The 25171-nt window shown below is 44.4% G+C and carries 17 protein-coding genes and 7 tRNA genes; 6 read left to right on the plus strand and 18 right to left on the minus strand.

From position 1 onward, the window contains the following. Positions 1-3: 3 nt before the first annotated feature. The 8 genes from DFP77_RS12680 to DFP77_RS12715 all read right to left on the minus strand — a co-directional run bounded on the left by DFP77_RS12680 (position 4) and on the right by DFP77_RS12715 (position 1797). Positions 4-80 (minus strand) — tRNA-Pro (locus tag DFP77_RS12680). 2 nt (positions 81-82) lie between these two features. Beyond that, positions 83-158: transfer RNA gene (locus DFP77_RS12685), tRNA-Asn, on the minus strand. A gap of 33 nt (positions 159-191) precedes the next feature. Then, positions 192-267, minus strand: a tRNA-Lys gene (locus DFP77_RS12690). A gap of 13 nt (positions 268-280) precedes the next feature. Beyond that, positions 281-356 (minus strand) — tRNA-His (locus DFP77_RS12695). Positions 357-383: 27 nt separating this feature from the next. Next, positions 384-460 (minus strand) — tRNA-Pro (locus DFP77_RS12700). Positions 461-462: 2 nt separating this feature from the next. After that, positions 463-538, minus strand: a tRNA-Asn gene (locus DFP77_RS12705). Between the two features lie 41 nt (positions 539-579). Further along, a tRNA-Ser gene (locus tag DFP77_RS12710) sits at positions 580-670 on the minus strand. A gap of 62 nt (positions 671-732) precedes the next feature. Further along, positions 733-1797: a polysaccharide deacetylase family protein gene (locus tag DFP77_RS12715; RefSeq protein ID WP_114412648.1), complete on the minus strand. Its 1065-nt coding sequence runs from the start codon at positions 1795-1797 to the stop codon at positions 733-735. 201 nt (positions 1798-1998) lie between these two features. Here DFP77_RS12715 and DFP77_RS12720 point away from each other — a divergent pair, with 201 nt between their 5' ends. The 4 genes from DFP77_RS12720 (at position 1999) to glsB (ending at position 6214) form a co-directional block, all read left to right on the plus strand. Then, positions 1999-3219 carry a glycine C-acetyltransferase gene (locus DFP77_RS12720; RefSeq protein WP_114412649.1) on the plus strand — a complete coding sequence of 407 codons (1221 nt, stop codon included), beginning with the start codon at positions 1999-2001 and terminating at the stop codon, positions 3217-3219. Then, on the plus strand, positions 3219-4244 hold the full coding sequence (gene tdh / locus DFP77_RS12725) for an L-threonine 3-dehydrogenase (protein WP_114412650.1): 1026 nt from the start codon (positions 3219-3221) through the stop codon (positions 4242-4244). The genes DFP77_RS12720 and tdh overlap by 1 nt, the downstream gene beginning before the upstream one ends. A gap of 72 nt (positions 4245-4316) precedes the next feature. Then, the gene (nudC, locus tag DFP77_RS12730) at positions 4317-5126 is read left to right on the plus strand and encodes an NAD(+) diphosphatase (RefSeq protein ID WP_114412651.1); all 810 of its coding nucleotides are present in this window, start codon (positions 4317-4319) and stop codon (positions 5124-5126) included. A gap of 176 nt (positions 5127-5302) precedes the next feature. Beyond that, positions 5303-6214: a glutaminase B gene (glsB, locus tag DFP77_RS12735; RefSeq protein ID WP_114412652.1), complete on the plus strand. Its 912-nt coding sequence runs from the start codon at positions 5303-5305 to the stop codon at positions 6212-6214. Between the two features lie 241 nt (positions 6215-6455). On the opposite strand, the gene ppnN is transcribed toward glsB, so the two are convergent. The 3 genes from ppnN to DFP77_RS12750 all read right to left on the minus strand — a co-directional run bounded on the left by ppnN (position 6456) and on the right by DFP77_RS12750 (position 10065). Beyond that, positions 6456-7826, minus strand: coding sequence for a nucleotide 5'-monophosphate nucleosidase PpnN (ppnN, locus tag DFP77_RS12740; RefSeq protein WP_114412653.1), 1371 nt, complete (start codon positions 7824-7826; stop codon positions 6456-6458). Positions 7827-7958: 132 nt separating this feature from the next. Next, positions 7959-9107: a cell division protein ZapE gene (zapE, locus tag DFP77_RS12745; RefSeq protein WP_114412654.1), complete on the minus strand. Its 1149-nt coding sequence runs from the start codon at positions 9105-9107 to the stop codon at positions 7959-7961. A gap of 52 nt (positions 9108-9159) precedes the next feature. Beyond that, on the minus strand, positions 9160-10065 hold the full coding sequence (locus DFP77_RS12750) for a LysR family transcriptional regulator (RefSeq protein ID WP_114412655.1): 906 nt from the start codon (positions 10063-10065) through the stop codon (positions 9160-9162). Positions 10066-10187: 122 nt separating this feature from the next. Here DFP77_RS12750 and DFP77_RS12755 point away from each other — a divergent pair, with 122 nt between their 5' ends. Both DFP77_RS12755 and DFP77_RS12760 read left to right on the plus strand, forming a co-directional pair. Beyond that, positions 10188-11807, plus strand: coding sequence for an NADH-quinone oxidoreductase subunit L (locus DFP77_RS12755; protein ID WP_114412656.1), 1620 nt, complete (start codon positions 10188-10190; stop codon positions 11805-11807). Between the two features lie 9 nt (positions 11808-11816). Then, positions 11817-14270, plus strand: coding sequence for a YbcC family protein (locus tag DFP77_RS12760; protein WP_114412657.1), 2454 nt, complete (start codon positions 11817-11819; stop codon positions 14268-14270). Between the two features lie 6 nt (positions 14271-14276). Here the strand turns inward: DFP77_RS12760 and DFP77_RS12765 are convergent, their stop codons facing one another. The 7 genes from DFP77_RS12765 to DFP77_RS12795 form a co-directional block, all read right to left on the minus strand. Continuing rightward, complete coding sequence (locus DFP77_RS12765) at positions 14277-15497, minus strand: MFS transporter (protein ID WP_114412658.1); 1221 nt, start codon at positions 15495-15497, stop codon at positions 14277-14279. Between the two features lie 181 nt (positions 15498-15678). Further along, the gene (locus DFP77_RS12770; protein WP_181858555.1) at positions 15679-18510 is read right to left on the minus strand and encodes a M16 family metallopeptidase; all 2832 of its coding nucleotides are present in this window, start codon (positions 18508-18510) and stop codon (positions 15679-15681) included. 96 nt (positions 18511-18606) lie between these two features. Further along, positions 18607-21363, minus strand: a complete 2757-nt coding sequence (locus DFP77_RS12775; RefSeq protein ID WP_181858556.1) for a TonB-dependent receptor — start codon at positions 21361-21363, stop codon at positions 18607-18609. Between the two features lie 99 nt (positions 21364-21462). Further along, positions 21463-22443, minus strand: coding sequence for a DUF4880 domain-containing protein (locus DFP77_RS12780; protein ID WP_114412661.1), 981 nt, complete (start codon positions 22441-22443; stop codon positions 21463-21465). Positions 22444-22448: 5 nt separating this feature from the next. Continuing rightward, the gene (locus DFP77_RS12785; protein WP_114412662.1) at positions 22449-22967 is read right to left on the minus strand and encodes a sigma-70 family RNA polymerase sigma factor; all 519 of its coding nucleotides are present in this window, start codon (positions 22965-22967) and stop codon (positions 22449-22451) included. A 155-nt stretch (positions 22968-23122) separates the two neighbouring features. Further along, a complete protein-coding gene (locus DFP77_RS12790; protein WP_114412663.1) occupies positions 23123-23788 on the minus strand; it encodes a glutathione S-transferase in 666 nt (221 codons plus the stop codon). Between the two features lie 137 nt (positions 23789-23925). Beyond that, positions 23926-25098 carry a hypothetical protein gene (locus DFP77_RS12795; protein ID WP_114412664.1) on the minus strand — a complete coding sequence of 391 codons (1173 nt, stop codon included), beginning with the start codon at positions 25096-25098 and terminating at the stop codon, positions 23926-23928. Positions 25099-25171: the final 73 nt, after the last annotated feature.

Below are 25171 nucleotides of genomic sequence, written 5' to 3' on the forward strand. Positions count from 1 at the left end.
TAATGGTCGGAGTAGAGAGATTCGAACTCCCGACATCCTGCTCCCAAAGCAGGCGCGCTACCAGACTGCGCTATACTCCGAATGGCTCCTCGAACTGGACTCGAACCAGTGACCCAATGATTAACAGTCATTTGCTCTACCAACTGAGCTATCGAGGAATTAATCAGATTAGAATTCTGTATAGGGATAGTTGGTGGGTCGTACTGGATTCGAACCAGTGACCAATTGATTAAAAGTCAACTGCTCTACCAACTGAGCTAACGACCCAACTATCTAGCAATGGGGTGGACGATGGGGCTTGAACCCACGACCGCCGGAATCACAATCCGGAGCTCTACCAACTGAGCTACGCCCACCATTACTAATGGTGATGATAAAATAAATGGTCGGAGTAGAGAGATTCGAACTCCCGACATCCTGCTCCCAAAGCAGGCGCGCTACCAGACTGCGCTATACTCCGAATGGCTCCTCGAACTGGACTCGAACCAGTGACCCAATGATTAACAGTCATTTGCTCTACCAACTGAGCTATCGAGGAACTAATATTTTATCTTGTCACAACAACCACCTTTTAGAAGATGGCGGAGGAGGAGAGATTCGAACTCTCGGTAGGCTATTAACCTACGCCAGTTTTCAAGACTGGTGCATTAAACCGCTCTGCCACCCCTCCGTTGCGAGCGAGGTGTATAATACTGATTTGAAATTTCAGTGCAACCTCTTTTTTAAAAAAGTTTAACTTTTTTCACTCACGTAGCCTTGATCAGCAGAAGAACGGATCCACACATTAGAATACCAGTAATAATGCTGCCCTGAATTGTCAGGCATCGTACAGTTTATACGACCACGACCAACACCAAAAGGCTTCGGTGCACTTGCCAGCACTTCCGTCTCAGAAAGCCACTCAAGGGTCGCCTTTCCTTGACCAGATACATAGCACGCCAAGTCTTTAAAACGATACTTACCTTCTTTAAAAGTCAAACTAATCGACACAGGCTGATCGGTTGCGTAATCACCACCCGCCTTTTCTGATAAGAGTGGCATTGGCTTAGCATTTAACTTTGTTTTTAATGTTGATAATTTGGCATAAGCACCAGACGCAGGGAAACGAGGCAGATTTTCGAAGTCAGAATCTGCACTTACCACGCCAGACTGTTGTCCGAATGCCATAATCCCCCTCTCTTTCATCATGCTACGAATCTGCCCATTAGACTCACCATAAGGATAAGCCAGCATTTTTGGTGAGCTTCCGAGGTACTTAACCAGCAAACCTTCAACAGTATCTACTTCATTTGTCATACGTGACATCCAAGCGTCATCGGTTTCACCCTTCTCTTTACGCAACATATAAGGATGACTAATTGTATGGTTAGCGAACACACCACCAGACTTCTCCATCTCCTTCATCTGCTCCCAAGTTAAAAAGCTACGGCTTTTACGCTCTACTGGTTCAGTATTGATAAACACCGTAAAAGGAAAATTCCTTTCTTTTAAGACAGGAAATCCCGCTTGGTAAATGTTGCGATAAGCATCATCAAATGAAATCGCCACGGCTTTTTCAGGTAACGCTTTATTCGCTTTTAGATCATCCAATGCAGAACGTAAATCCACAACTTGAAAGCCTGCATTTTTTAAATAGTCCATATGTTCAGTAAACTGCTCAGGCGTCACCGAAGTTGATTTAGGCGAGCTAGCACTTACATGATGGTATTGCAGAACTGGCAAATAATCTTGCGCCTGAAGCATCGTACTTGCACTTAGGGCAGCGATGACAACGCTATAACGAGCCTTTGACAACATGTCTATTCCTTATTGATTAATATTTATGCTCATTCTACGTGACGAATAGCAGGTCTGACCAGCTCACCAAAACACTACAAACTGTTATGGCTATTTTCTCATGTCACTGCATCTACTCATTTTCATAGCACCCTCCTACACTCAAGAGACATCAAGGAGCTCTCAACAAAAGGAATAACTATCTCCACAAGAGGAAAAATCATGAGTAAATCCGCTTTTTACAAAAATTTGGGCAATCAACTCCACACACTTAAGCAAGAAGGCCTTTATAAAGTTGAGCGTCCTCTAACAACACCACAAGCAAGCCAAATCAATACAGCCGATCAATCACCTCTAATTAATCTGTGCGCAAATAATTACCTTGGTTTGGCAAATGATAGCCAAGTCACAAAAACCGCTCACCAAGCACTAAATGACTACGGCTACGGCATGGCTTCAGTACGTTTTATTTGTGGTACGCAAAACATACACACCCGATTAGAGAAAAGCCTTAGTGATTTTCTACAAATGGAAGACACCATACTTTATTCTTCTTGTTTTGATGCCAACGGCGGCTTATTTGAAACTATACTCAGCGATAAAGACGCTGTCATCAGTGATGCGCTCAATCACGCCAGCATTATTGACGGTATTCGCCTATGCAAAGCAAAGCGCTACCGTTACGCCAATAACGACATGAATGAACTGGAAGACAAATTACAACAAGCCGATAAAGATGGGGCGAAAACCAAACTCATTGTCACTGATGGTGTTTTCTCTATGGATGGCATAATTGCCGACCTAAAATCCATCTGCGACCTTGCTGATAAGTACGATGCGTTAGTAATGGTAGACGACTCTCATGCAGTAGGTTTTTTGGGCGAAAATGGCCGAGGTAGCCATGAGTACTGCAATGTACTTGGTCGTATCGACATTATCACAGGAACATTGGGCAAAGCGTTAGGTGGCGCATCTGGTGGCTATACCAGCGCTTCAGCAGACATTGTTGATTGGCTTCGTCAACGCTCTCGCCCATACTTGTTTTCAAATTCATTAGCACCAGTTATCGCAGCCACCAGCTTACAGATTGTAGAATCCCTAAAAAAAGGCGATTCAGCCCGCAAACAACTAAAAGCAAACAGCCAATACTTCCGCACCCAAATGAACGCCCTAGGCTTCAACCTAGTGCCTGGCGATCACCCTATTATTCCTGTTATTTTAGGGGACGCAAAACTCGCACAAGAGATGGCAAATGCGCTATATAAAGAAGGGATCTTTGTAACCGGATTCGCCTACCCAGTTGTTCCAATGGGCAAAGCCAGAATTCGCACACAAATGTCAGCGTCACTAACAAGGGAACAGCTCGATCTTGCCATAGCCGCCTTTACCAAGGTAGGCCGCGAGATGGGTGTCATTGAAGGAAAAAGGGAAGGAAATAAATAATGAAAACGCTTGCGAAACTTCATGCGAAAAAAGGAATTTGGATGACAGACGCCCCGCATCCAGAATGTGGACATAACGATGTCGTTATCAAAATAAGCAAAACCGCCATCTGTGGAACAGATATGCATATCTATCAATGGGACGAATGGGCACAAAACACTATTCCTGTGCCCATGACCGTTGGCCATGAATTTGTAGGAGAGATAACAGAAATTGGTCCTGAAGTGTCTGGGTTCAATATAGGCGACCGTGTTTCTGGGGAAGGTCATATTACTTGTGGCCATTGCCGAAACTGTCGTGCCGGCCGTCGCCATCTGTGTCGAACAACACTTGGGGTTGGCGTCAATCGCACAGGCGCTTTCGCGGAATATTTGGTCATTCCAGCCAGCAACGCATTCAAGATCCCCAAAAACATCAGCGACGATATGGCGGCTATATTCGATCCTTTTGGTAACGCTACTCACACCGCCCTGTCATTCGATTTAATCGGCGAAGACGTTTTAATCACTGGCGCTGGGCCAATTGGCGCCATGGCAGCAGCCATTGCTAAGCATGTAGGTGCGCGCAATGTAGTGATTACCGATGTAAACGACTTCCGCCTAGATCTGGCAAAAAAAATGGGCGCGACCCGCACCGTCAACGTCAGCCGTGAATCATTAAAAGATGTGATGAACGAGATAGACATGCACGAAGGATTCGATGTTGGATTAGAAATGTCAGGCAATGACACAGCGTTCCGCTCTATGCTGGAATGCATGAATCACGGCGGGAAAATTGCCATGCTAGGCATTCCAGGAAAAGACACACAGATAGACTGGAACCAAGTCATTTTTAAAGGCCTTATAATCAAAGGTATTTATGGACGAGAAATGTACGAAACTTGGTATAAAATGGTTGCCATGCTGCAATCTGGCTTAGACATTTCCCCCATCATCACCCACCGCTTTCATGTTGATGAATTTCAACAAGGCTTCGACACAATGGGGTCAGGTAAATCAGGAAAAGTGATTCTGGACTGGAATTAAATCCACCTTGGTTATTGCGTCTAGAAGATGATCGCGTTAGCGTATTCTTTTAGACGCAAACCGAGCAATCACATGTTAGAAATAGGCACTCAAACTCACCCTCTTCCTCATCAAGATGCGCTTTATATATTGCTCCACCGCAACCAAGTCTTAATAGAGCTAGATAATGAATTTTTGATTCCCTTTACTCACTTTCAGCCCAACTCCAAAATGAGCGCTATTTATTGTGGGCAATGGCACGGCCAAGATGTCTTTGTATGTCGTTTTGAATCTATTCCCAAAGGCTTTTCCGAAATTGGCCTAAGGGAGTTACTGTTTTTACAAGATCAAGCCCATTACCTCTTACTCAGCCGGGCACACCAACTATCCACATGGGACAGAGACCATCAATTCTGTGGTCGCTGTGGCGCGCCCATGAATGAAAAGCACACCAAAGAGCACACCAAAATTTGCTCTGTTTGCAACCTACGCCACTACCCTAGAATTTCTCCCTGCATCATCGTCTCCATCCGTAATGGCGACCAAATACTGCTTGCTCGAGGCCCACAAGCTCCAAAAGATAGATATAGCAACATCGCAGGATTTGTTGAGGCGGGCGAAACCTTGGAACAGGCAGTAGCTCGTGAAATACAAGAAGAAGTCGGACTTGAGGTAACCAACATACGCTATGTTGATAGTCAGCCTTGGTCCTTTCCACACCAACTCATGGTCGGCTTTTTTGCTGATTACGCTGGCGGTGACATTACACCCGCTCCAGGCGAGATTGAAGAAGCTAATTGGTACCCAATTGATAACTTGCCGAACACCCCAAACAACGCGACGATTTCAGGACAGCTGATTAATTTACATGTGGAACACATAAAAAAAGCAAAAACTCACTAGCTTCTTCTTTTCCTTTTCAGGCACACGCTTTATAGAAAGTGTAGTGCCTAAAAGCGCCCCCAATTCATCGATTTTATTCCTTCTCCGCTAGAAATCCTTGAGTAAATACCTATACTAGCCACCCAGATAAGTAACGACTCATTCACTTCCCATAAAAGAATAAAACTGAGAACCTCGTGGAAGACCTACTAAATTCAATCGAACAAAAAGTAAAACCATTAATAGGTTTAGGCAAAGTCGCAGATTACATTCCTGCTCTAGCGAATGTAGATCCGAATCAATTTGGTATTGCCATCTACAGCAACGATGGAAAGCTCTATCATGCAGGTCAAGCTTATACAGACTTCTCTATCCAGAGTATTTCTAAAGTCTTTAGCTTGACCCTTGCCATCAAACATTATGGCGAAGACATGTGGAAGCGAGTTGGACGTGAACCTTCCGGTAACCCATTTAATTCCCTCGTGCAGTTAGAATACGAAGCAGGCGTACCCAGAAACCCTTTCATCAATGCTGGCGCCTTGGTCATCAGTGATATGAATCAGTCTCGTTTTGCCTCGCCACATTACGCCATGCGAGAGTTTATTCGTCGCTTAGCCGATAACCCCCATTTGAATTCTGACCACATCGTTGCCAGCTCTGAATATGAGTTTCGTGCTCGAAATGCTTCCATGGCGTACTTAATGAAAGCCTTTGGTAATTTCGAAAATGATGTAGAGGATGTCTTGCATAGTTACTTCGATAACTGTGCCATGCGCATGAATTGTGTGGACTTAGCAAAAGCCTTTAGCTTCCTTGCCAACAAGGGCTTCTCTCAGCTTAGTGGTGAGCAAGTACTTAGTGCGCGAGAAACTACTCAGGTAAACGGTCTACTCGCCACCAGCGGCTTATATGACGAAGCTGGCAACTTTGCTTATCGTGTTGGACTACCAGGCAAAAGCGGTGTAGGCGGCGGTATTCTTGCCATCGTCCCAAATCGTTTTTCAGTTTGTGTTTGGTCACCCGAACTGAACAAATCGGGCAATTCACTAGCGGGCATGGCTGCGCTTGAAGCCCTATCGGAAAGCATCGGCTGGTCGGTATTTGGTTAGGCTTAAACTAGAGCCAAAACGCTCACAGCTAAAACAGAAAAGGGCTTCATGAGAAGCCCTTTTTTAGCATCACTGTTTTTAACAAAATATTGGCGAGCACAGTCATCACCTAGTTAGAGATGGCTTCACGAGCGAAGCCAAGACGAGGCAAAAACAGACGAAAAAGCGGAGTTTATGGGTTATAAATGAGCATTTTGAGTCTGTTTTTAACAAAGTATTGGCGAGCTAAGTAGCCATCCAGTTAGTCTGTGATAACTTTGTAACAAGGAACATAAGCACTGCCCGGCAACTTCATCCGTTGCTGACGAACAAACGCTTGCAACAAGGCATCCAGTTTCGCCAATAACGCTTTATCGCCATGAATCTCGAACGGCCCAAACTCTTTGATGTACGCCACGCCTTGCGCTTTCACGTTGCCGGCAACGATAGACGAAAAGGCACGACGTAAATCCGCGGCAAGCAAATGCGTCTCTTGATTGAAGTGTAGGTTCAGCTCACGCACTTTTTCATGGGTTGGCTCAAACGGATATTGGAATTCTTCTGGAATATGCAGTTTCCAGTTGTAGTAAAACGCATCTTGATGGGCTTTACGATACTGGCGAACTTCTTCCATACCTTGCTTCATGGCACGGGCAACTTCCACTTCGTCTTCAATAATAATACGGTATTTATTTTGTGCTTCCGAACCTAATACCTCGCCAATGAAGGCGTGAATTTGCTCGAAATACTCGGCACTCTCTTTTGGTCCTGAAAACACTAATGGAAAAGGCACGCCAGCATTTTTCGGGTGTAGCAAGATTCCCAAAATATACAGAATTTCTTCTGCGGTTCCAGCACCACCAGGGAAAACGACAATACCGTGACCAACACGGACAAAGGCTTCTAGACGCTTCTCGATATCCGGCATGATAACTAGCTGGTTTACGATAGGATTCGGAGATTCTGCCGCAATAATACCTGGCTCTGTTAAGCCTAAATACACGCCATTCTTCATACGCTGTTTGGCATGCGCAATGGCAGCGCCTTTCATCGGCCCTTTCATCGCCCCTGGCCCACAACCAGTACAAATATTCAGTTCACGCAAGCCCAATTCATGACCTACGCGTTTAGTATAATCGTACTCGTGACGAGCAATAGAATGGCCACCCCAACACACAATCATGTCTGGATTTTGAATACGTCGGAACACATTGGCGTTACGTAATAGCTCAAATACCACATTGGTTAGCTTGTCTGAGCTGGCATTCTCAAGACCGCGAGCAAGAATTTCATGTTGAGTAAAAATAATGTCACGTAATACGCTGAATAACATCTCACGCACACTGCTGATCATCTTTCCATCTACAAACGCACTGCCTGGTGCATTTTTAAGCTGTAGCTTCACACCTCGTTCTTGCTGCACGATGCGGATTTCAAAATCTTTAAATTCTTCCATCACTGCTTGTGGATCATCCGAGTCGCTACCGCAATTCAAAATAGCCAAAGAACAGCGGTGAAATAAGTCATGAAGCGGACCCGACTCTTCTGACAAACGAAAAATCTCATCCTGAGACAACATCTCTAACGAACCTTTCGGTGCGACTAACGCATCAACGCGATCTTCGTACTGCATGATCGCCCTCCTTATTCTCAATTTAATAATGTCTTTGAATATGATTACCTCTAAATATAGTGGTCGCGCAATAGCCTTTTATCAAGCTTTAGCGATCAACTTAGTGAAAATAGTCAGAGTGAAATCAATTATTTAGTCTGTAGTATTTTCGGTATAACTCGCCCGTAATGACAGATAATAATGGGACGACATTTCAATTAAACGACTGTAAGTGCGACGAAATTCAAATAGCAGAGTACCGTTTAAATATAAGCTTTCCAGAGGCACGTCAGCGTTTAATAATAAAACCACCTGATGGTCATAACATTCATCCACCAAGCTAATAAAGCGACGTACAGCATCGTCATTTACTCCCAATGAAACGGCACGCTCACCCGTTTGCCCTGAACCAATCGCACCGTCTTCTGTGCCTCGCGCCTTAATATGCTCATAAGGTTCGCTGCTCAGTTCTGGAATGCCAGTGAGCATTATCATGGGATAGGTTTGCGCCAACTCTATGTAATCCAACGACGACCTAGGGCCATCGCACAAGGCATAAAAATCAAACCAAACAATATTGTCTGCCGACTCAATGACCGTAATCGCACGACGGCACACTTGCAGCGGTTGCTGATTGATTTTCCCCTTTGCAAGTTGATGAAACAAAGTCGACATATCCTGTTCGCTTTTAACAAAATAATTTTCTGTAAAACCAGTATGCCGTAATCTATGGTCTTCTTCGCCACTAAGATGGATGCTTTTTAAATGATCTTGTAACAAGACAATGGCAGGCGCAAAACGCTCTTTTTGCAACTGGTTCTGAAACAAATTTTCCACCGCAATATTCGACGTGGCTACCAGCACAACATCTTCTTCAAACAAGGCTTCAACCAAACCACCTAGCAACATGGCATCACCAATATCAGAGACAAAAAACTCATCAAAACACAGCACTCGACATTCTTCCGCCAAACGTTTCGCTATGCCTTTCAAGGGATTTTTCTGGCCGAAGGCAAGATTCAACTCTCGGTGCAAGCGCGCCATAAAATGATGAAAATGCAACCTTAGCGCCAATCCATCAGGCAAGCAGTGATAGAACAGGTCCATCAAGAAGGTTTTGCCGCGCCCCACATCCCCCCAAAGATAAACCCCTTTGATTGGCTCCACCTTATCCTGGTCTGATGAATTCGAAAGTACCGCTTGATAAACACGCTCCAACTCCTGTAACGCGGACTGTTGGCACTCATCAAAACTCACTTCATTTTGCTCTAAGCGAGTTTGATAGGTTTGCAAAGGTGTCATGCACTATTACCTTTTAAAATATATGAGCTTTAAAACTGGCGAATCAGAATACTTACATTGAATAGTCGACAGCATACTGATGAATCGCGATCTTGATCAAATCCAGCACAGGCTGAGAAGTGAACTTACGAGGCATAGTAATGGCATAGAAGTTTTCGAAGGCTTGAGGGATACTTTCATAATCTTGGAGCACTTTCGACTGAATCTCATCTTTTACCACCACAGGGGGCAATACAGACAAATAGCCACTGTCCCTTGCTAACAATCGCAACATTGCCATATCATCAACTTCCGCTTTGATGTCTGGCTGATATTGATGAGTGGCACAAAAGGATTCAAAGGAAGAGCGAATATCGGTATTGCGCCCCGGTACCACCCATTTTTTATCTTCATAGCCTTGAGGAAAAGGCGTATCAGGCTTTTCACCATAAGGCCCAACAATCGCCACAGCTTGTCTGGCGACCAACTGATTTTGCCAGGTGGTGTCTTGGCCTTCACTTAGAATGGCACGATTGGTTAGCGCTAGATCCAATTCGTGATTAACGAGGCCGCTAAGTAAATCAGTCATGCCTCTCGAAGCAAGTGAAAAGTCCACATTCTCACTTTTTAGCAAGGGCGCAATAAAACTTTCTATAAAATTCCTCGACAAATTACTCTGCACGCCAATGGTTATGTGCTGAACCTGCGTGGCGCTGTCTTTCTGGATAAACTTTTCTAACTCTTCACCGGTATTAAAAATATCTTGCGCATAGGCCAGCACTCGACGTCCCACGTCAGTCAACACCAGCTTACGTCCTTGGCGAACAAACAACGCCACATCCAAGCTCAGCTCTAGCTGCTTTATCTGCGCTGACAACGCCGATTGAGATATGTGCAAGGTTTCTGCCGCATCCGTCAGGCTCGAGCTCCTAGCCACTCGCCAAAAATAATACAGATGGTGGTAATTCAGTCGAGCCATGAAAAGTACCTGCAAATACATAATATAAAGTGAACGTTTTATAACAATATATGTATTTTTATTAACGAAATAAAGCCTTCATAATCGCCGCCACTTGTTCAACCTAAAAGATGTAGGTATTTATGTCGCTTCTCGCGTTAAGCTTTCTACCGATTTTCATTCCCTTTGCACTGCTTTTTGGTGGCTGGTATCTAGGCCGTAAAGACAGCAAAGCGGTTGCTCAAAAAGCCTCTCGATTAAGCTTTCTCTTACTGATTATTTTTCTTACCACATTTCCAGTTAGCTACTTTTTTACCGATGCGTGGCAATCTTCTAATCTGATTCGCCACACGGCGCTCAATCAGATCATGCTTGGTCTCGTGACAGTCATGGGTTGGGTATTGATCAGTTTTTCCCGTAACTACATGGCGGGGCAGGCTAACCTAAATCGTTACTATCGTTGGTTGATGTTTACCTTGGCATCCGTTGCTATCACAGTCACCACCAACCATTTGGTGATTTTTTGGCTCGGTTGGTTAGGCATTAGTTTGTCACTCAACAACTTATTAACCTTCTATGCAGATCGACCACGTGCCATTCTAGCGGCTCACAAAAAATTCATGCTGGCGCGAGTTGCTGAGCTGTCTTTATTTTCCGCCTTTGCCTTGCTTTATCAGCAATACGACAGTTTATACATCAATACCATTATCAACACCGCGGTGGCCCAATCTAATGCAGGATTAGCCTTGCATTGGCAAGAAAAGGTGGCCGCTTGTTTAATTGCGTTTGCCGCGTTAATCAAATGCGCTCAGTTACCTTTCCATGGTTGGTTAATACAAGTGGTCGAATCTCCAACAACCGTTAGCGCCTTGTTGCATGCTGGCGTGATTAACTTAGGTGGCTATCTACTGCTTTTATTTACACCCGTCGTTGCCCAAAGCAATTATGCGATATGGCTCTTATTGCTCGTGGCAGGTCTATCCACCCTCGCCAGCGCCTTAATAATGACGACTCGAATCAGCGTCAAAGTACGCCTTGCTTGGTCGACTTGTGCGCAGATGGGTCTGATGCTGTTGGAATTCGCTTTAGGTTTATACGAATTAGTCTTACTGCATTTTCTCGCCCATTCGTTTTACAAAGCTTACTCATTCCTCAACTCTGGAAACGCGGTCAATGATGCCATTAGATTGCGTCTTTCCAGTGCGGTTAAACCTAATACTCAACAACCTCAAACAAACAAAGCAATCGTACCTAATGCGCAAACTTGGCTCATCGCGCTTGGGTTAAGTACCGCCAGTGTGGTCATTGTCAGAACGCTGCTTGGCTTCGAGGGTGCATTTAGTGCTTGGTGGTTATTCGCTCTCGCGCTGACCTTGCTTATCGTGCAATGGCGTACCAGCGAGCATTCACCTTCTGTGATGTACACCTTCGCTATGGGCTTATTTTTGTGTGTGATTTACGCCACATTGAAACATGCCATGCATTATGCACTGCCGACCTATTCTGTTCACACGGTTCAGGCTTTTTCCCTCGCGGACATCTGGGCCATGGTTTTATTTAGCTTACTCTTCGTCTTAAGCGCACTTTTGCATTATCAGGTGCGCTGGCGTGCGGTTCGTCGCTTATCAATTGCATTGTTTGCGGGGCTTTATTTGGATGAATGGCTTACGCGTCTGGTGCTGAAATTCTGGCCAGTCACCTTGCCAGCTAGAACCAAACAAGATCACACCACAACCAAGAATCAACCGTCGCTAAAACCTTAGGAGAATCGCATGACTATCAAGACGCCAAATACTTTAAGCATGCAGAAAAAAGACCTATTGCTTGATGCGACCAACACGATTGCGCCCCATTGGCCACTAGATAAACTGATCGCAGTGAACCCACTTTGGGCATTGGTAAACAAACCCTTTGACGACATATCTGATGAGCTATCCGCCTTGGCTGGTATCAAAACTCATTTACCTATTAAGTCTTACCGCGCCTGGTATGACGAAGGGCGGATTTCGCAAGATTACCTTGTCAAAGCGGCTCATCATTATGACCTCAAAGTGGCGCCAGCATCCTTACTTGAACACCTATCTCAAGCTAGCGCCGCCCCAACCCCATGGCGTAACATTGCCGATCTTGCAGATCAACAACGCTCCGCCCATAAAATGTCTTGGCACGATGAGATAACTCATCAAGTGAGCCAGTTTTGCGCGGCGCACTATCAGCAGCAAAGTCCAACCCTAAGACAACACAATATTGACAGCGAACTTGACCTTTACAGCCATTGGTTAGAAGTCACCAATGAAGACAAAGGGCTAAGCATTATCATGGCCGAGCCCAAGTTAACCGACTTCTTCCACAACTTACCCAGCGATAAAGACGCTTTATTTGCTCTGGCTATCAACGAATTGGCCTTGGACGATCAAGCACTGCGGTTTTATGCTCAGGCATTATTACTGGATATTAATGGTTGGAGCAGCTACTTGGCTTACCTGAATTGGTCCAAAGGGGATAACAACGAAAACTTAGCAAAAGAAAACCATGTAGAGTCTTTGCTTGCCATCAAAGTGGCGTGGGAACTGGTAATTTGGCGTTACCTAAAACACACATCGATAGCATTGCACGCCGCAATAGAAACAAAATGGTCAGCACAAAAAAATACCATTCCACAATTGATTGAAGCCCATCAAGACGCTCTATTAGCACCTAAAGTCTGGGCATTAGCCCTAGAATACAGTGAGCAAAAAAGCCTACATAAAACACTCACAGCGGAACAACCTGTTCCAGCACATTCAACTAGACCTGAGCTCCAAGCGATTTTCTGCATCGACGTTCGTTCAGAAGTGTTTCGCCGCGCACTAGAAAAACAATCTGATACGATTCAAACACTTGGCTTTGCCGGCTTCTTTGGCTTACCGATCGAATACAAAGCGAAAGACAGCCACTATGAACGCCCGCAGCTTCCTGGTTTGCTGCAAGCCTCCATCACTGCCACCGAATGTAAGAGTGATAAAAATCACGTTCACCACCAGCAAAAAGAAGCTCGTTGGCATCGTTGGGGCCACGCAGCACCTGCGTCGTTTTCCATGGTGGAATCCATGGGTTGGTGGTACGCCTTTAAAATGTTCAAGCAAACACTCTTCTCCAAGAGACAGGAACACCCAGCCAACCGCCTAGCGCCAAACACAAGCTGGCAATTGACTCAGCACAGTTTCGCCTTGACCGATCAAGATAAGGCAAATTTAGCAAAAGGTATTTTAGACACCCTAAAACTGACAACCTACGCGCCAATCGTCATGTTGGTTGGTCATGGCAGTCACACCAGCAACAACCTTCATGCCGCGGGATTAGAGTGCGGTGCCTGCGGTGGCCAAAGCGGCGAGGTCAACGTGAGGGTGTTGGCTTCACTATTAAATGATGACAAGGTACGCGCCCTACTCAATAACATGGACGTCGCTATTCCTAGTGACACCCAGTTTGTTGCCGCGCTGCACAATACCACCACAGATCAATTAACCTGCTTTGACCAACTAGAAGACTCGAAAGACATCGACAACAAGATAACAAACTGGCTTAAAGAAACAGACTGGTTTGAAAAAGCTCAATACTTGGCACAGCAAGAACGTGCGACAAAGTTAGACACTTCGCTGCTGGAAGTGCCTGATAAACAACGCTCTAAGGCTTTTACCAGACGCGCAAACGATTGGTCTCAAGTTAATCCAGAATGGGGGCTCGCCAACAACCACTCCTTTATCATCGCACCACGCCAGCAAACTCGGCACCTTGACTTACAAGGTCGAAGCTTCCTACACGATTATGATCAACAAAATGACCCCGATTTCAGCATCTTAGAACGCATTCTAACTGCGCCTATGCTGGTTACTCACTGGATCAACATGCAATACAACCTATCAGTGACCGATAACTTCAAATTCGGCTGTGGCAATAAAGTGCTGCACAATGCCGTTGGCGGAAACATCGGCGTATTTGAAGGCAACGGTGGGGACTTACGCATAGGACTGTCTATGCAATCCCTAAGTGATGGAGAGAAGTGGATGCACACGCCGGTCCGACTTGCTGTATACATTGCCGCTCCACAGGCCGCGATCGAAAAAATCGCGGCAAAGCATGACATTGTCAGGCAATTGATCGATAACGGCTGGCTGTATTTGTTTCAATGGGAAGGCGACAAAGTGCAACGCTTCTTCCAACAGCGATGGCAAGCACCTGAATAAAAGACCTCAAGCCACAGCGGCACGAAGACGTGCCACTGGGCGCTCATCAATCAAGATATGAATTAATGCTGTGATCAAAGCAATAATACAGGCTGCCCACCAAACGACATCGTAAGAACCTGTTTTGTCGTAGAGATAACCGCCCAACCACACGCCGCTAAACGAGCCGAGTTGGTGGCCTAAAAACACAATTCCGTACAACAAGCCCATATAGCGCAGGCCAAACATTTGCGCGACCAAACCAGATGTTGGTGGCACAGTCGCCAACCAGAGCAATCCGGTTACGATAGAAAAGACATACACGGACGTACTGGTCATTGGCAACATCATAAACAAGGCAATCGACAAGGCTCGCAGCGCGTAGATAATAGTGAGCAATTTTTTCTTCGAATACTTCCCAGCCCAACTACCAGACAATAAACAGCCAAAAATATTAAAAAGCCCAATCAGAGCCAAACTTGCTACGGCAATATCTGGGGAAAAACCTTGGTCAGACAAAAACGCAGGCATGTGCACCGTGATAAAGGCCAATTGGAATCCGCAGACAAAAAAACCAACCACCAAGAGCCAGTAATGAGAATACGCACTGGCTTCGCGCAAGGCTTCTTTCATGGTTTGGGCTACGTCTGTCGTTGACGATCCTGCATTTTTAGCATCTTTTTCATGGCGAAACGGACTAGACAACAACACCATCATCAAAGCGCCCAAAGCCAAAAGAAGCAAAGCATTGCTCCAACCATACCCTGCGATAAATTCTTGGGCAACGGGAATAACTAATAACTGACCGGCAGAGCCTGCAGCGCTACCTAACCCCAAAGCAAAAGAGCGTTTTTCAGGCGAAACCATACGCGCCATTGCTGGCAAAACCACCCCAAAGCCTGTCGCTGCGATGCCCATCCCCATCAGTACGCCTGCACCCATATTAAGTCCTAGCACACCATCAGCACCCGCGGTTACATACAAACCCAATGCATATAACGCCGCCCCAATAAACAAGGTTTTCAAGGTACCGTAACGATCAGCAAAGGCACCAGCAATAGGCTGAAATAACCCCCAACATAAGTTTTGTAGCGCCAGAGCAAAGGCAAACACTTCTCGTCCGTAGCCAAACTCTTGGGAAATGGGCGCCATAAAAAAGCCCATTGATGAGCGCAAACCAAAGTTCAACGCCAGCAACAGACAAATTAGAGCAATAGACACACTGAGCAACTTAACAGGACGCGACATGCATGCTTTCCTTACTAAAACAAATCACAGAATAACGACTTTCATAGTATTCATGACGCCCTAATAAGTCGAGTAACAAACTTAGTTCCAGCAATATATAATAAGAAAAGAGCTGCTAATAAAAATGCCCAACAATGTCATTGTTGGGCATTTAACTTTTTTAGGTTCGTTATCTAAATACCTAATCCAAAGGACGATACAATCCGATCACCCGATCGTTAAAGTTAAGAGTCTCAGCGAAGGCTTTTAGCTTCACCACAGTTAAACCAGAAGCGAGCTCATCCATTTCATCAAGATAACGGGCATCGCCATACAGGGTTTCGCTCAATTCAAGTCGGTGCACTAACGTGCCATCAAAATCCTTTTCTAAGCGATTTTGCTCAACATCGGCAAATGCCTTATGAATCTCATCCACCCACTCTTCGGTTATCATCTTTGGTAATTCCGTAAGCGCTTTTTTGGTCATCTCGGCCAAATCATCTAACCGTTCCGGAGAGCTTGAATATTGGATTTTTAGCTCGGCACGATTAGTCTCTTTATTAAGATCCAAACCTACTCTTACGCTGTAAACACCTTGAACCTCACTGCGTAGACGCTGTTTTAACTGCGCCTCTAACCGCTCGCCTAAGTAAGTAAGCTGTACCGCCGCAATTGGCGACCAAGGCACAGCTTGATACGCATAAAGACGATATTCGGCTTTCGGTTCAGTATTCAAGGAAACATCCACAATCGCCTGACCCGCTTGCTGTATAACAGGCGCCGTTTCATAACTCGATTGATCGTAAGAAGCAGTATCACGAGGAATATTCGCTAAATACGCAGCAGCTAAGTTTGTCACTTGTTTTTCTGGCAAGCGAGACACCATAAAATACTGTACCGGCAAAGCAACTTGCTTATGGCGTACTTGATTTAACTTCTCCAATGACAAAGGCGTTAAATCAGACAACGCCAAAGCCGTTTGGCTTTGCTCAAAGCGAGCTTGAGCCAAACGACGAGAGAACATCTCAATGGGACGAACAACATCGACACCAGCGCTTCGTTTCAAACTTGCCATTATGCTGTCATATACGTCTTTATCGATATTCGGCGTGACTTGATTCGCCCTGTAGACACCCAACAATGTAGCTAAGTCATCATTTTCAATGGCCCCTCGATAAGCCAGACTTTGTGCTTTTTGTTTAGAGGACAAGAACACACTATTCTCTTTGCGCCATTGCTGAAACTCTTCATCGGTCCAGCCATAAATGCCTGTCGCATCCGCCATTTGCACTGCGATTTGCTCCGCCCAAGTCGAGCCATTTTTAACGTTATAACCTGCGGCTGAAACGGCGGTGAAAAAGGTTTTAGTGTCTGTCTCTAACGGATCAATTTGATAGCGCTCAGCCAAAACACTTGGGTCTAGCAATGTTAGCTGATCACCATTTGATAACGACCAATTTGATACACCCAACTCAGTGTTTCTTGATATGAGTGATACAGAACCGTTTTTTGCGGTTTCTGGCAGCACTTTCGTCGCCACGGTTTTTTCTTTTTCTAAAGCGCCAAGCGGGCGGGACCTCATCTCATCAAAAATAGCCGTGACGGATTCAGGCATCCCAATGTCGATATTTTTTCCGCCTACCGCTTGCGTATACAAAATGCGATCAGGGGAAGACAGCCATTGCTTCAATCGAGCGTTCACGTCTTTCAATGATATGGTTTTCACAAGCTGCAGAAGTCGGTCGTTACTTTCTTTAGGGTCGTGAAGGATTTTGTCTGACGTAACAGCGTCCACCATTTTCACCGACCAAATAGTCCCTCGACTCTTAGACGCATCTTTATTACGTTCGGCTACCTTTTCCACTTTTTGATAAACCTGATCAAAGTCTTGTTGGTAAAACCCATGGGCCTTGATCCGTTCTAACTCTTGGATCAACGTTTCTAAACCTAGCGCGTGGTACCCCTCATCAACATTCACCGAAAAACCCAGAATATCCACGTTTGGTGACACTGAGCCTTTGGTACTGGATAACACACGCACATGATCTGGCAATACATCTCTTTGTCGACGAATTTGATCGGTTAATAAATTTCGTGTCATGTAATCAATCAAACCATCACGGCGACTCTCATCCGTGTTGGCATGTTCATTTTTAAAACGGTACAAAAGCGCCACACGGTTCACTTTACTGCCCGAATCCGTCAGTTGACCCATTTTAAGATCTGTATCTAAAAGCGGATCTTTAGGGTGCCGCTTTGGTAATACCCGCTTTGGCTCACTACCAAATGTACGTTTAATTTGTTTCTCTAGTTCCACACTATCGACAGGCGCATAAATTACCAGAGCCATATTATTAGGTGCATACCAATCTTGGTAAAAATGACGAAGCTCACTTGCTTGGGTATTTTTTATGGTTTCTTGTGTGCCAATAACCGGGCGCTCGGGATACAAAGAACCAACCCGCAATAAGGCTTTTTTCTCGTCATTAACTCGAGAACGATGGCTCAGCTTACCACGCCACTCTTCTTGAATAATTAAACGTTCTTTGTCCAATGATGACGCTTTGATCTTGGCATGAAAGGCGATTTGCTGATAAATCCCTAACACCGCATTCAGCTGTTCTGCTGTGGTATTTTTCAAATTCACCATATAGCGGGTATTTTCGCTGTTCGTCATGGCATTAAAATCACGACCTTGCTTTAACCCCAAATCAGTAAAGGCTTTTCGCACCCCATGCGGCAATCCATCACTTTCATGGAAAACCATATGTTCCACCATATGCGCAACGCCTAGCTGGTTTTCTTCTTCATCAATGGCACCAGAAAGCACCACCAAATTGGCTAAGGTCAAACCTTTAGGCGCGTCTTTTTCTTGGCGTGAATCAAACAGGTAATAGCGAAAACCGTTTGCCAGCTCGCCGTGGACAACGCGTTTGTCCCAAGATAAACCTTCGTCATTCGCAACCGCCTGAAACGTAAACACCATCAAACAAGTTAAGCCAAGCACACGTAAAATATTCTGAAGAAAAAGCATAAAATCGCTCATAGGGAAAAAATTAGATAACGGCCATAAACAAATGCTCGACAGAGCATTTGTTTATTAGAAAAAGATAGGACTAGCTACATCGGCTTAAAAACGCATGCCGACCTCTAAGCTACTAGAACGTCCAAGGGTATAAGAGTAACTACTTGAACTGGTCGATTTATCAATATAATCATCAAATACATTATTCACCGACAACTTAATGTAGCCTTCCAGTTCTGCAAACAGCACTGGCTTCCATTCAATTGACGTATCCAAAGTAATCAGTTGGTCAAACTTTAAATCGTCATAGATATCGTAGGTTCCTGTGGAGTTGGTGTAATCTTCACCCGTGTTTTGCGCGACTTTTCCTCCTGATTGCACGTTAATGCTGTTGGAAACAATCAAGCGCCAATCAGGAACCTCTGTACGTGTTGAAAAACTAATACTTACAGGAATATTAAAATCGAATGATGGCAATTGAGATTCGTAAATCACACCGCCTTTATAATAAATTTCATCAGAGGAAATGGTTTCCTCATAAGATACATCACTAATCGTATTACTTTCACTTTCTTGGTAACTTATAGATAGCTCGCCATAAGTATCTGTACCTCCAACCTCAAATGGATTACGTGTTTCGAATGTTAATGACACCGTATCAGTAGATTTACGACCGTCATTGGAATAATAATCTAGACCATCATACGTTTCTGTTCGCGTAACAAGATCACGGCTTTCTCGGTTAACGAATTGCAATGTGACGTCTACTACGCCAAAGCGCTGCATCACGCCAATATTCCACTCATCAGAATAGGGTGTATCAAGGTCATAATCACGGAAAGATTGATCGGTATAGTTCGTTTGCTTATTCAAGCTGCCATCAGAGTTATAACGATACATGGTTCGCCATGAACGCAATGTACTATTAACTTCATACCGGAAAAAATCACGACCGTAATAGCGGTTTACTCCTGCCAAGAATCTGGTTTGCTGGTCACTGAAAACGTCCCACTCTGTTGTAACACGAGGCGATAAATCAATATTCCCTAGGCTGGAACTATAATCAGCACGAATGCCTAAATAATGAGTCCAGTCACCTTTTTTGATGGTGTCTGAAAAATACACGGCAGCTGAATGGTAAGTTTTTTCTAATTTGTTTGCGGCAATAATATTAGTAGTACGTAGATATTCATCATCATAGTCAATCACACCGTCTCCGTTACTATCAGCACACCCACTGTTGATGCATCGATAGTTTTCACTAACAATATCACCCTCTACTTCGTAGAACATTTTCTTATAACCTAGCTCCAAGCCTGTTTGTAAAGAATGCTCATACGACCCTATATCAAACGCTTGTTGTAGCCATTCAACCGTGAAATTTGCACTGTTTTGCTGCTGATTTACATTTCCATAACCACCGGAGTACGGCCAATTTCCATTGTAATAATCAACATAATGGTAGGTATAAGTTGAATCGTCTGAATCTAGGGTGTCTTTTGCTTCATCATAAGAAAGCAGCGCCTTCAAAACGCCTGAGTTCGTGCGGTACTCTGTGTCTATACCAAGTCCCGTTGCTTGGTGAGACTTAACAAATGCCGAATCATAAGACGCATTGGTGACCCCATCGTGATAACGGTTGGCGTAGAGCATGGACACACCAACGTCTAAGTCTTGGCTGGCTCTATAATCAAATCTAGCCATGAAATTATCGACCGTATCATCGTACTCAACGCCTTGTTTGCCATAAACGGTTTTACCGATGTTTTTCACATAGCTCTGATCAAAAGCTGAAGTAGCCCTTGATGCTGTAAACGTCATACCTAGTTTATCTGTGATCCCCTGAGCCCCCGTTAATGTTAGGCGCTGTTTTAAGTATTCAGGCGTATACTCTCCTTCTAACGAATCACCATCAGCCATATCTTCCGCTAAAGACTCATCAGCGTGCATCTCATCCCACTCATCCTTAGAAATAGCATATTTTACTGACAAATAATCTTCGCCATCGTATTGTTTAAGTTTCGAAGAAATCACCCCCCCGAGAAAGCCGCCAAACTCAACAGGTACGTTAGAGTCGTATACGGTGACAGACTCAAGTGCATCAGGATCCACATAATAGCTTTGAGAGGAACTGCCCGATAGCATACTCAAATTTGTCGGGGAAATTGGATTAGAGTAGGTATCTTCAGAATCTCCTGGATTCAAATCATTATTGGCGGACATTCCGTCGATTACGTATGAGTTTTGATAATGAGACTGCCCATGAATAGACACTTCATCTGGGCGCATACTTGCGCTATTTGCTGAGGAGCTTGAAGAACGACTAAATCTAACCGCACCATTTCCCTTCAATAAATCTGTTAGATTAGATGTATCACCAGCCATACTCTCAATTTCACTTGAGTTCATGACATTTTCACCTATTCTCTTTTGCTCCTTCTCTCCCGCGATCAGCAGAGGCGCCATAGTGACACCATTTCCAACTTCAAAAACGTAACTAGAGTCTATCAATACAATGCTCCGCCCTTCTCCCGCCTCATAAGAAAGCCCCGTGCCAGCCAATAACAAATCTAATGCTTGCTTCGCAGAGTAGTTACCTTCGACCCCGAGCGTATTTTTACCTTGCAACAGCTGCCCATTGCCGCCCAAATAGACACCAGATATTGCCGCAAAGTCGTTAATCGCTTTAGCTAGAGGTCCAGCTGAAATATTAAAATTGTAGATTTCTGCCGAAATCGACTCAGCATACACTGTAGGTGTAAGCGCCATACCAACACCGCCAGCAAGTAACGTATTAACAAAAAACAATGACAAGACGCAGCGGCTGTTTTTTCGTCGCTGAGGTAAACTAAAAAGGGTCATGCAAACTCCGTAATAATAATACTTCTTATTACTATTACCGAACATGGGTAAGAAAAGGGGACATAAAAAATGCTTTAAAAAAAATAATTTCCGTTAAGACTAAGCCGCTGAAATACTCACCCACCAAGGCAATGGATGCTTCACACGAATAGGAAACGATTTAGACAACATAGATAGGACAATACTTAGGTTGTGATTAGGGAACGTCCCCACCACTCGGAGGTCAGCCACACTGGAATCGAGGTTAATATAACCATAATGATAACGCCCTATTTCATCGATAAAATCCACTAATGGCATATCTTCAACAATCAACAACCCATTTCGCCAAGTGTCATATAGCGAAGATGCGGGCTTGGCATTACTCATAGAATGAGCAGTAAAAGTTACTTCTTGCCCAGCTTGAAAGGTTTTTGCTAAGTCTGATTCTAGCGGAGTTAGAGACACGGCCCCTTCATACACCGCCAAAACAGTTTCAGAATCTGATAACTGACGTATACAAAAGCGCGCCTTATCCATGCCAACATTAATCACACCGTCTCGACAAGCCGCAGAAAATACTTGTCCACCCTCAGCAGACTGAGTCTGAATCATCATTTCTCCTGCCACCAAAGACACACTATGATAATGATCACCAAAAGATCGGTTCATTGCGCTATTGGTGTTTAACCAAACTTGAATGCCACCCTCCAAATCATGGTGAGAGACTTGTCCGACTTGAGTATGAAAATCGGCCATCCATGATGACGCTAAGGTTGGCAACGGTGTTTCATTCCAACCAACCCAACCTAATACAGCAACCCCCGTCACCCCTAACATGCCCTTCATCAACTGCCGACGGCTCATTGCTTGGCTATGCTCTAATACATAACCAGCTGACTGCTGAGTAGATTGGAAAGAGGAAAATATCGCTCCCACGGACTCAACTTGATGCCAAGCCTTGCGATGCGCTTCGTCTTCATTCAGCCAGGTTTGCCAAGCACGCAAATCGTCCTCTGCAACAGGTTTATCGGACAGCACAGCAAACCATTCTGAAGCGGCTTCTAAATGGGCATGATTGGGCTGAGTAGAAGATGACATAGGTGCTAAAGAGACCGATCAGATTTAAACAAAAGACACTGCAACATGGCCTGCGCCATATAGCGTTTCACCATACGTTCAGAGACAGACAAACGTTCGGCAATTTCGCGGTAAGTCAAACCATGAAGTTGAGACAAAATGAGTGTATTCGCCACTTTTTTAGGTAACTTAGCGATCATGGCGTCTAGTTCGCAAAGCAACTCAATCATAGCGGCCGAATGCTCAGCTGACGCAGCAAATTCTTCTTCACAATGCGCCAAGGATTCCAACCAAGCTTGCTCGATCTGTTTGCGACGCCAGTGGTCAATATACAAACCTTTCGCTATGGTGGTTAAAAAAGCTCGAGCTTCTCCCATGTTCGAGAAGTATTTCGGCTTTTTTAGCAATCGCACAAAAGTGTCTTGTGCAATATCTGCCGCTAGCTCATGGCAACCTAAGCGATTACGAATCCACCCATTTAGCCATGAGCTATGCTCAGCATAAAGCTCACCAACCTGTTGGGATGTTTGACGTTCAGGATTCATGACCGCGTATAGCCTCATTTAAATCAGAATATTTTAACGAGGTGGGAAAGTACTACAAATGAGAATCGATATCAATAAATCAAACCGGTTTGAGCAATAAAAAAGAGCAAGTGACTCTCTTGCTCTTTTTTATGAAGAAAATAAACACGAAAAACCTACAAAGTAGTAAAAGCACCACCCTTTGCCAAGGCTTTTTGATAAGCAGGTAAAGCCTCTATCTGTTTTATAAAACGGGCGATATTCGGAAATTCAGACATGCTCATTCGAGTACTTGAAGCCTGTAAAGGAAAGCTCATTTGTATATCCGCGGCGGTTAATTCCTCACTGACAAACCATGTATGCTCACCCAGTGTTTTTTCAATAAACTGCATCTGCGGCGTAATACGTGGCATGATGAATTTTTCTTGGACTTTACCCGAAATCGCCTTGGCTATTGGCTTCACAAAAAAAGGCATCGGACTTTTAGGAATCTTCATCATCACCAATTTCATTACCAACAAAGGCATTAAAGAGCCTTCAGCAAAATGCAGCCAATAGCGATAATCCAGCAGTGCTTTGCCATCCGTCGGCCTCAAACGCTTTTCCGTATCATACTGATCCAACAAATATTCAATAATCGCTCCCGACTCAGCCACGGTTAAATCCCCATCAGTAATCACCGGAGACTTACCCAACGGATGTACTTTTTTCAAAGATTCTGGACCAGAAGCGGTTTCAGGGTCTCGCTTGTACTCCACAATGTCATACTCAAGCCCAAGCTCCTCCAGCAACCACAAAATACGCTGGGAGCGAGAATTTTCTAAATGATGAACCGTAATCATATAATCTCCTTATTATCTTATCGGAAATGAATGGCGCTAATTTTTACACTACAGACTATACGCAATGAAACAGAAAAAAGATGACTAGTCAGTCAAAATAGACAAAACTGGAACTCTCTCCTTCAAGCAGCCACAACTTAGAAACTCTCTTTCACGCCTTTTTTAGCTCTCTCAATCAGATCAGACGGTTTCATTTGCCAAACCAGTTTAAAACCCTTTGCCCCTAAATAGAGAAACAACACTGGGATCAATACAGTATTGAAGGCAAACAACGCCAATAAAGTAAGGAAGTCGTTTACCAAACCATTAAGGGTTTCCACATACTCGCTGATCTTGTCTTTGAAATGACTCAGCCCAAATGTACTTTGTTTAATAGAGGCGAAAAAACCTTGGCCTTCTAAAGTAAGATTGCCAAGGTCGTCTATGGATTGCTGCAAAGCCTCAATCTTACTTTTCGACATTTTGATGTCTTGCTCTGTACGTTGCCGTTCGTCCATTAAAAGGCCTTGTTGCGTTCGCAACCCAGCCAGCATGTCATCGTTATTAAACAAAATATCCATGGTCGACAATGTCTCTTTGCGCGCCGAAATTAAGCGATTAAGAGACTCATTCTGGGCGGTCAAATCTACCAAACGCTCATCATGCTCTGACAGGCTTTGTTGCTGCACATTCAGCCTGATTTGTAGCGCCTGTTTGTCTTTATCAAGGGATTGTTTGAGATCCGCTGCAACACCTAGCCCTGTCGTAACTTCGCTCATCTCGTTAGAATGTACTTGGATTTTATCCATGGTTTGCGTCTTTTCTTCATTTAAAAACGAGGCATCGACTAACGCAGACAATAAAACCACCAGCACCAATAAAAACTTCGCACCAACCGCCGTCACAAAGACTTTATAAGCCACTTCGGTAAAACGGCTTTTTGCCCAATACAAATAACCAAACAGCAAACCCGATAAAGTAACAAAGGCTTTGAAATACACAGTGGCAATAATTTTGAGCAGAATGCTTTGGAAAATAAGCGAAGACACCGCCACCTTCATCACACCAGAAAAATCTTCCACCATGTCGTTGAATGGATCTAATAACTCGCCAATCGTAACAGAACTGACAAACACACTGATTTGGATGCTTTGCAGCACAGACACAATGGCGTTAAACAACTTAGCTAAGCCAAAGGCACTTAACGCCTGCACCAAGGAAGAGGAAACGTAGTCGGACGCCTTATCATCTAGAAAGCCCCACCAAGAAAAAACAATCGCCAATGAGATAGCAATGTAATAACCGTTCAGTTTTCTTAGTTGCCAGATCATGTATCACCTCTTTATCCTCAGCGTTTATTCATGACCACCAAGGGTTAATACGAATCTATCTCAATTGACGCTA

This window comes from Marinomonas foliarum (assembly GCF_003337275.1).
Lineage (GTDB): Bacteria > Pseudomonadota > Gammaproteobacteria > Pseudomonadales > Marinomonadaceae > Marinomonas > Marinomonas foliarum.

Coding starts and splice junctions, on each gene's coding strand:
- DFP77_RS12715 (WP_114412648.1), bottom strand. CDS start 1,797: ATGTTGTCAAAGGCTCGTTATAGCGTTGTCATCGCTGCCCTAAGTGCA.
- DFP77_RS12720 (WP_114412649.1), top strand. CDS start 1,999: ATGAGTAAATCCGCTTTTTACAAAAATTTGGGCAATCAACTCCACACA.
- tdh (WP_114412650.1), top strand. CDS start 3,219: ATGAAAACGCTTGCGAAACTTCATGCGAAAAAAGGAATTTGGATGACA.
- nudC (WP_114412651.1), top strand. CDS start 4,317: ATGTTAGAAATAGGCACTCAAACTCACCCTCTTCCTCATCAAGATGCG.
- ppnN (WP_114412653.1), bottom strand. CDS start 7,826: ATGCAGTACGAAGATCGCGTTGATGCGTTAGTCGCACCGAAAGGTTCG.
- zapE (WP_114412654.1), bottom strand. CDS start 9,107: ATGACACCTTTGCAAACCTATCAAACTCGCTTAGAGCAAAATGAAGTG.
- DFP77_RS12750 (WP_114412655.1), bottom strand. CDS start 10,065: ATGGCTCGACTGAATTACCACCATCTGTATTATTTTTGGCGAGTGGCT.
- DFP77_RS12755 (WP_114412656.1), top strand. CDS start 10,188: ATGTCGCTTCTCGCGTTAAGCTTTCTACCGATTTTCATTCCCTTTGCA.
- DFP77_RS12760 (WP_114412657.1), top strand. CDS start 11,817: ATGACTATCAAGACGCCAAATACTTTAAGCATGCAGAAAAAAGACCTA.
- DFP77_RS12765 (WP_114412658.1), bottom strand. CDS start 15,497: ATGTCGCGTCCTGTTAAGTTGCTCAGTGTGTCTATTGCTCTAATTTGT.
- DFP77_RS12770 (WP_181858555.1), bottom strand. CDS start 18,510: ATGCTTTTTCTTCAGAATATTTTACGTGTGCTTGGCTTAACTTGTTTG.
- DFP77_RS12775 (WP_181858556.1), bottom strand. CDS start 21,363: ATGACCCTTTTTAGTTTACCTCAGCGACGAAAAAACAGCCGCTGCGTC.
- DFP77_RS12780 (WP_114412661.1), bottom strand. CDS start 22,443: ATGTCATCTTCTACTCAGCCCAATCATGCCCATTTAGAAGCCGCTTCA.
- DFP77_RS12785 (WP_114412662.1), bottom strand. CDS start 22,967: ATGAATCCTGAACGTCAAACATCCCAACAGGTTGGTGAGCTTTATGCT.
- DFP77_RS12790 (WP_114412663.1), bottom strand. CDS start 23,788: ATGATTACGGTTCATCATTTAGAAAATTCTCGCTCCCAGCGTATTTTG.
- DFP77_RS12795 (WP_114412664.1), bottom strand. CDS start 25,098: ATGATCTGGCAACTAAGAAAACTGAACGGTTATTACATTGCTATCTCA.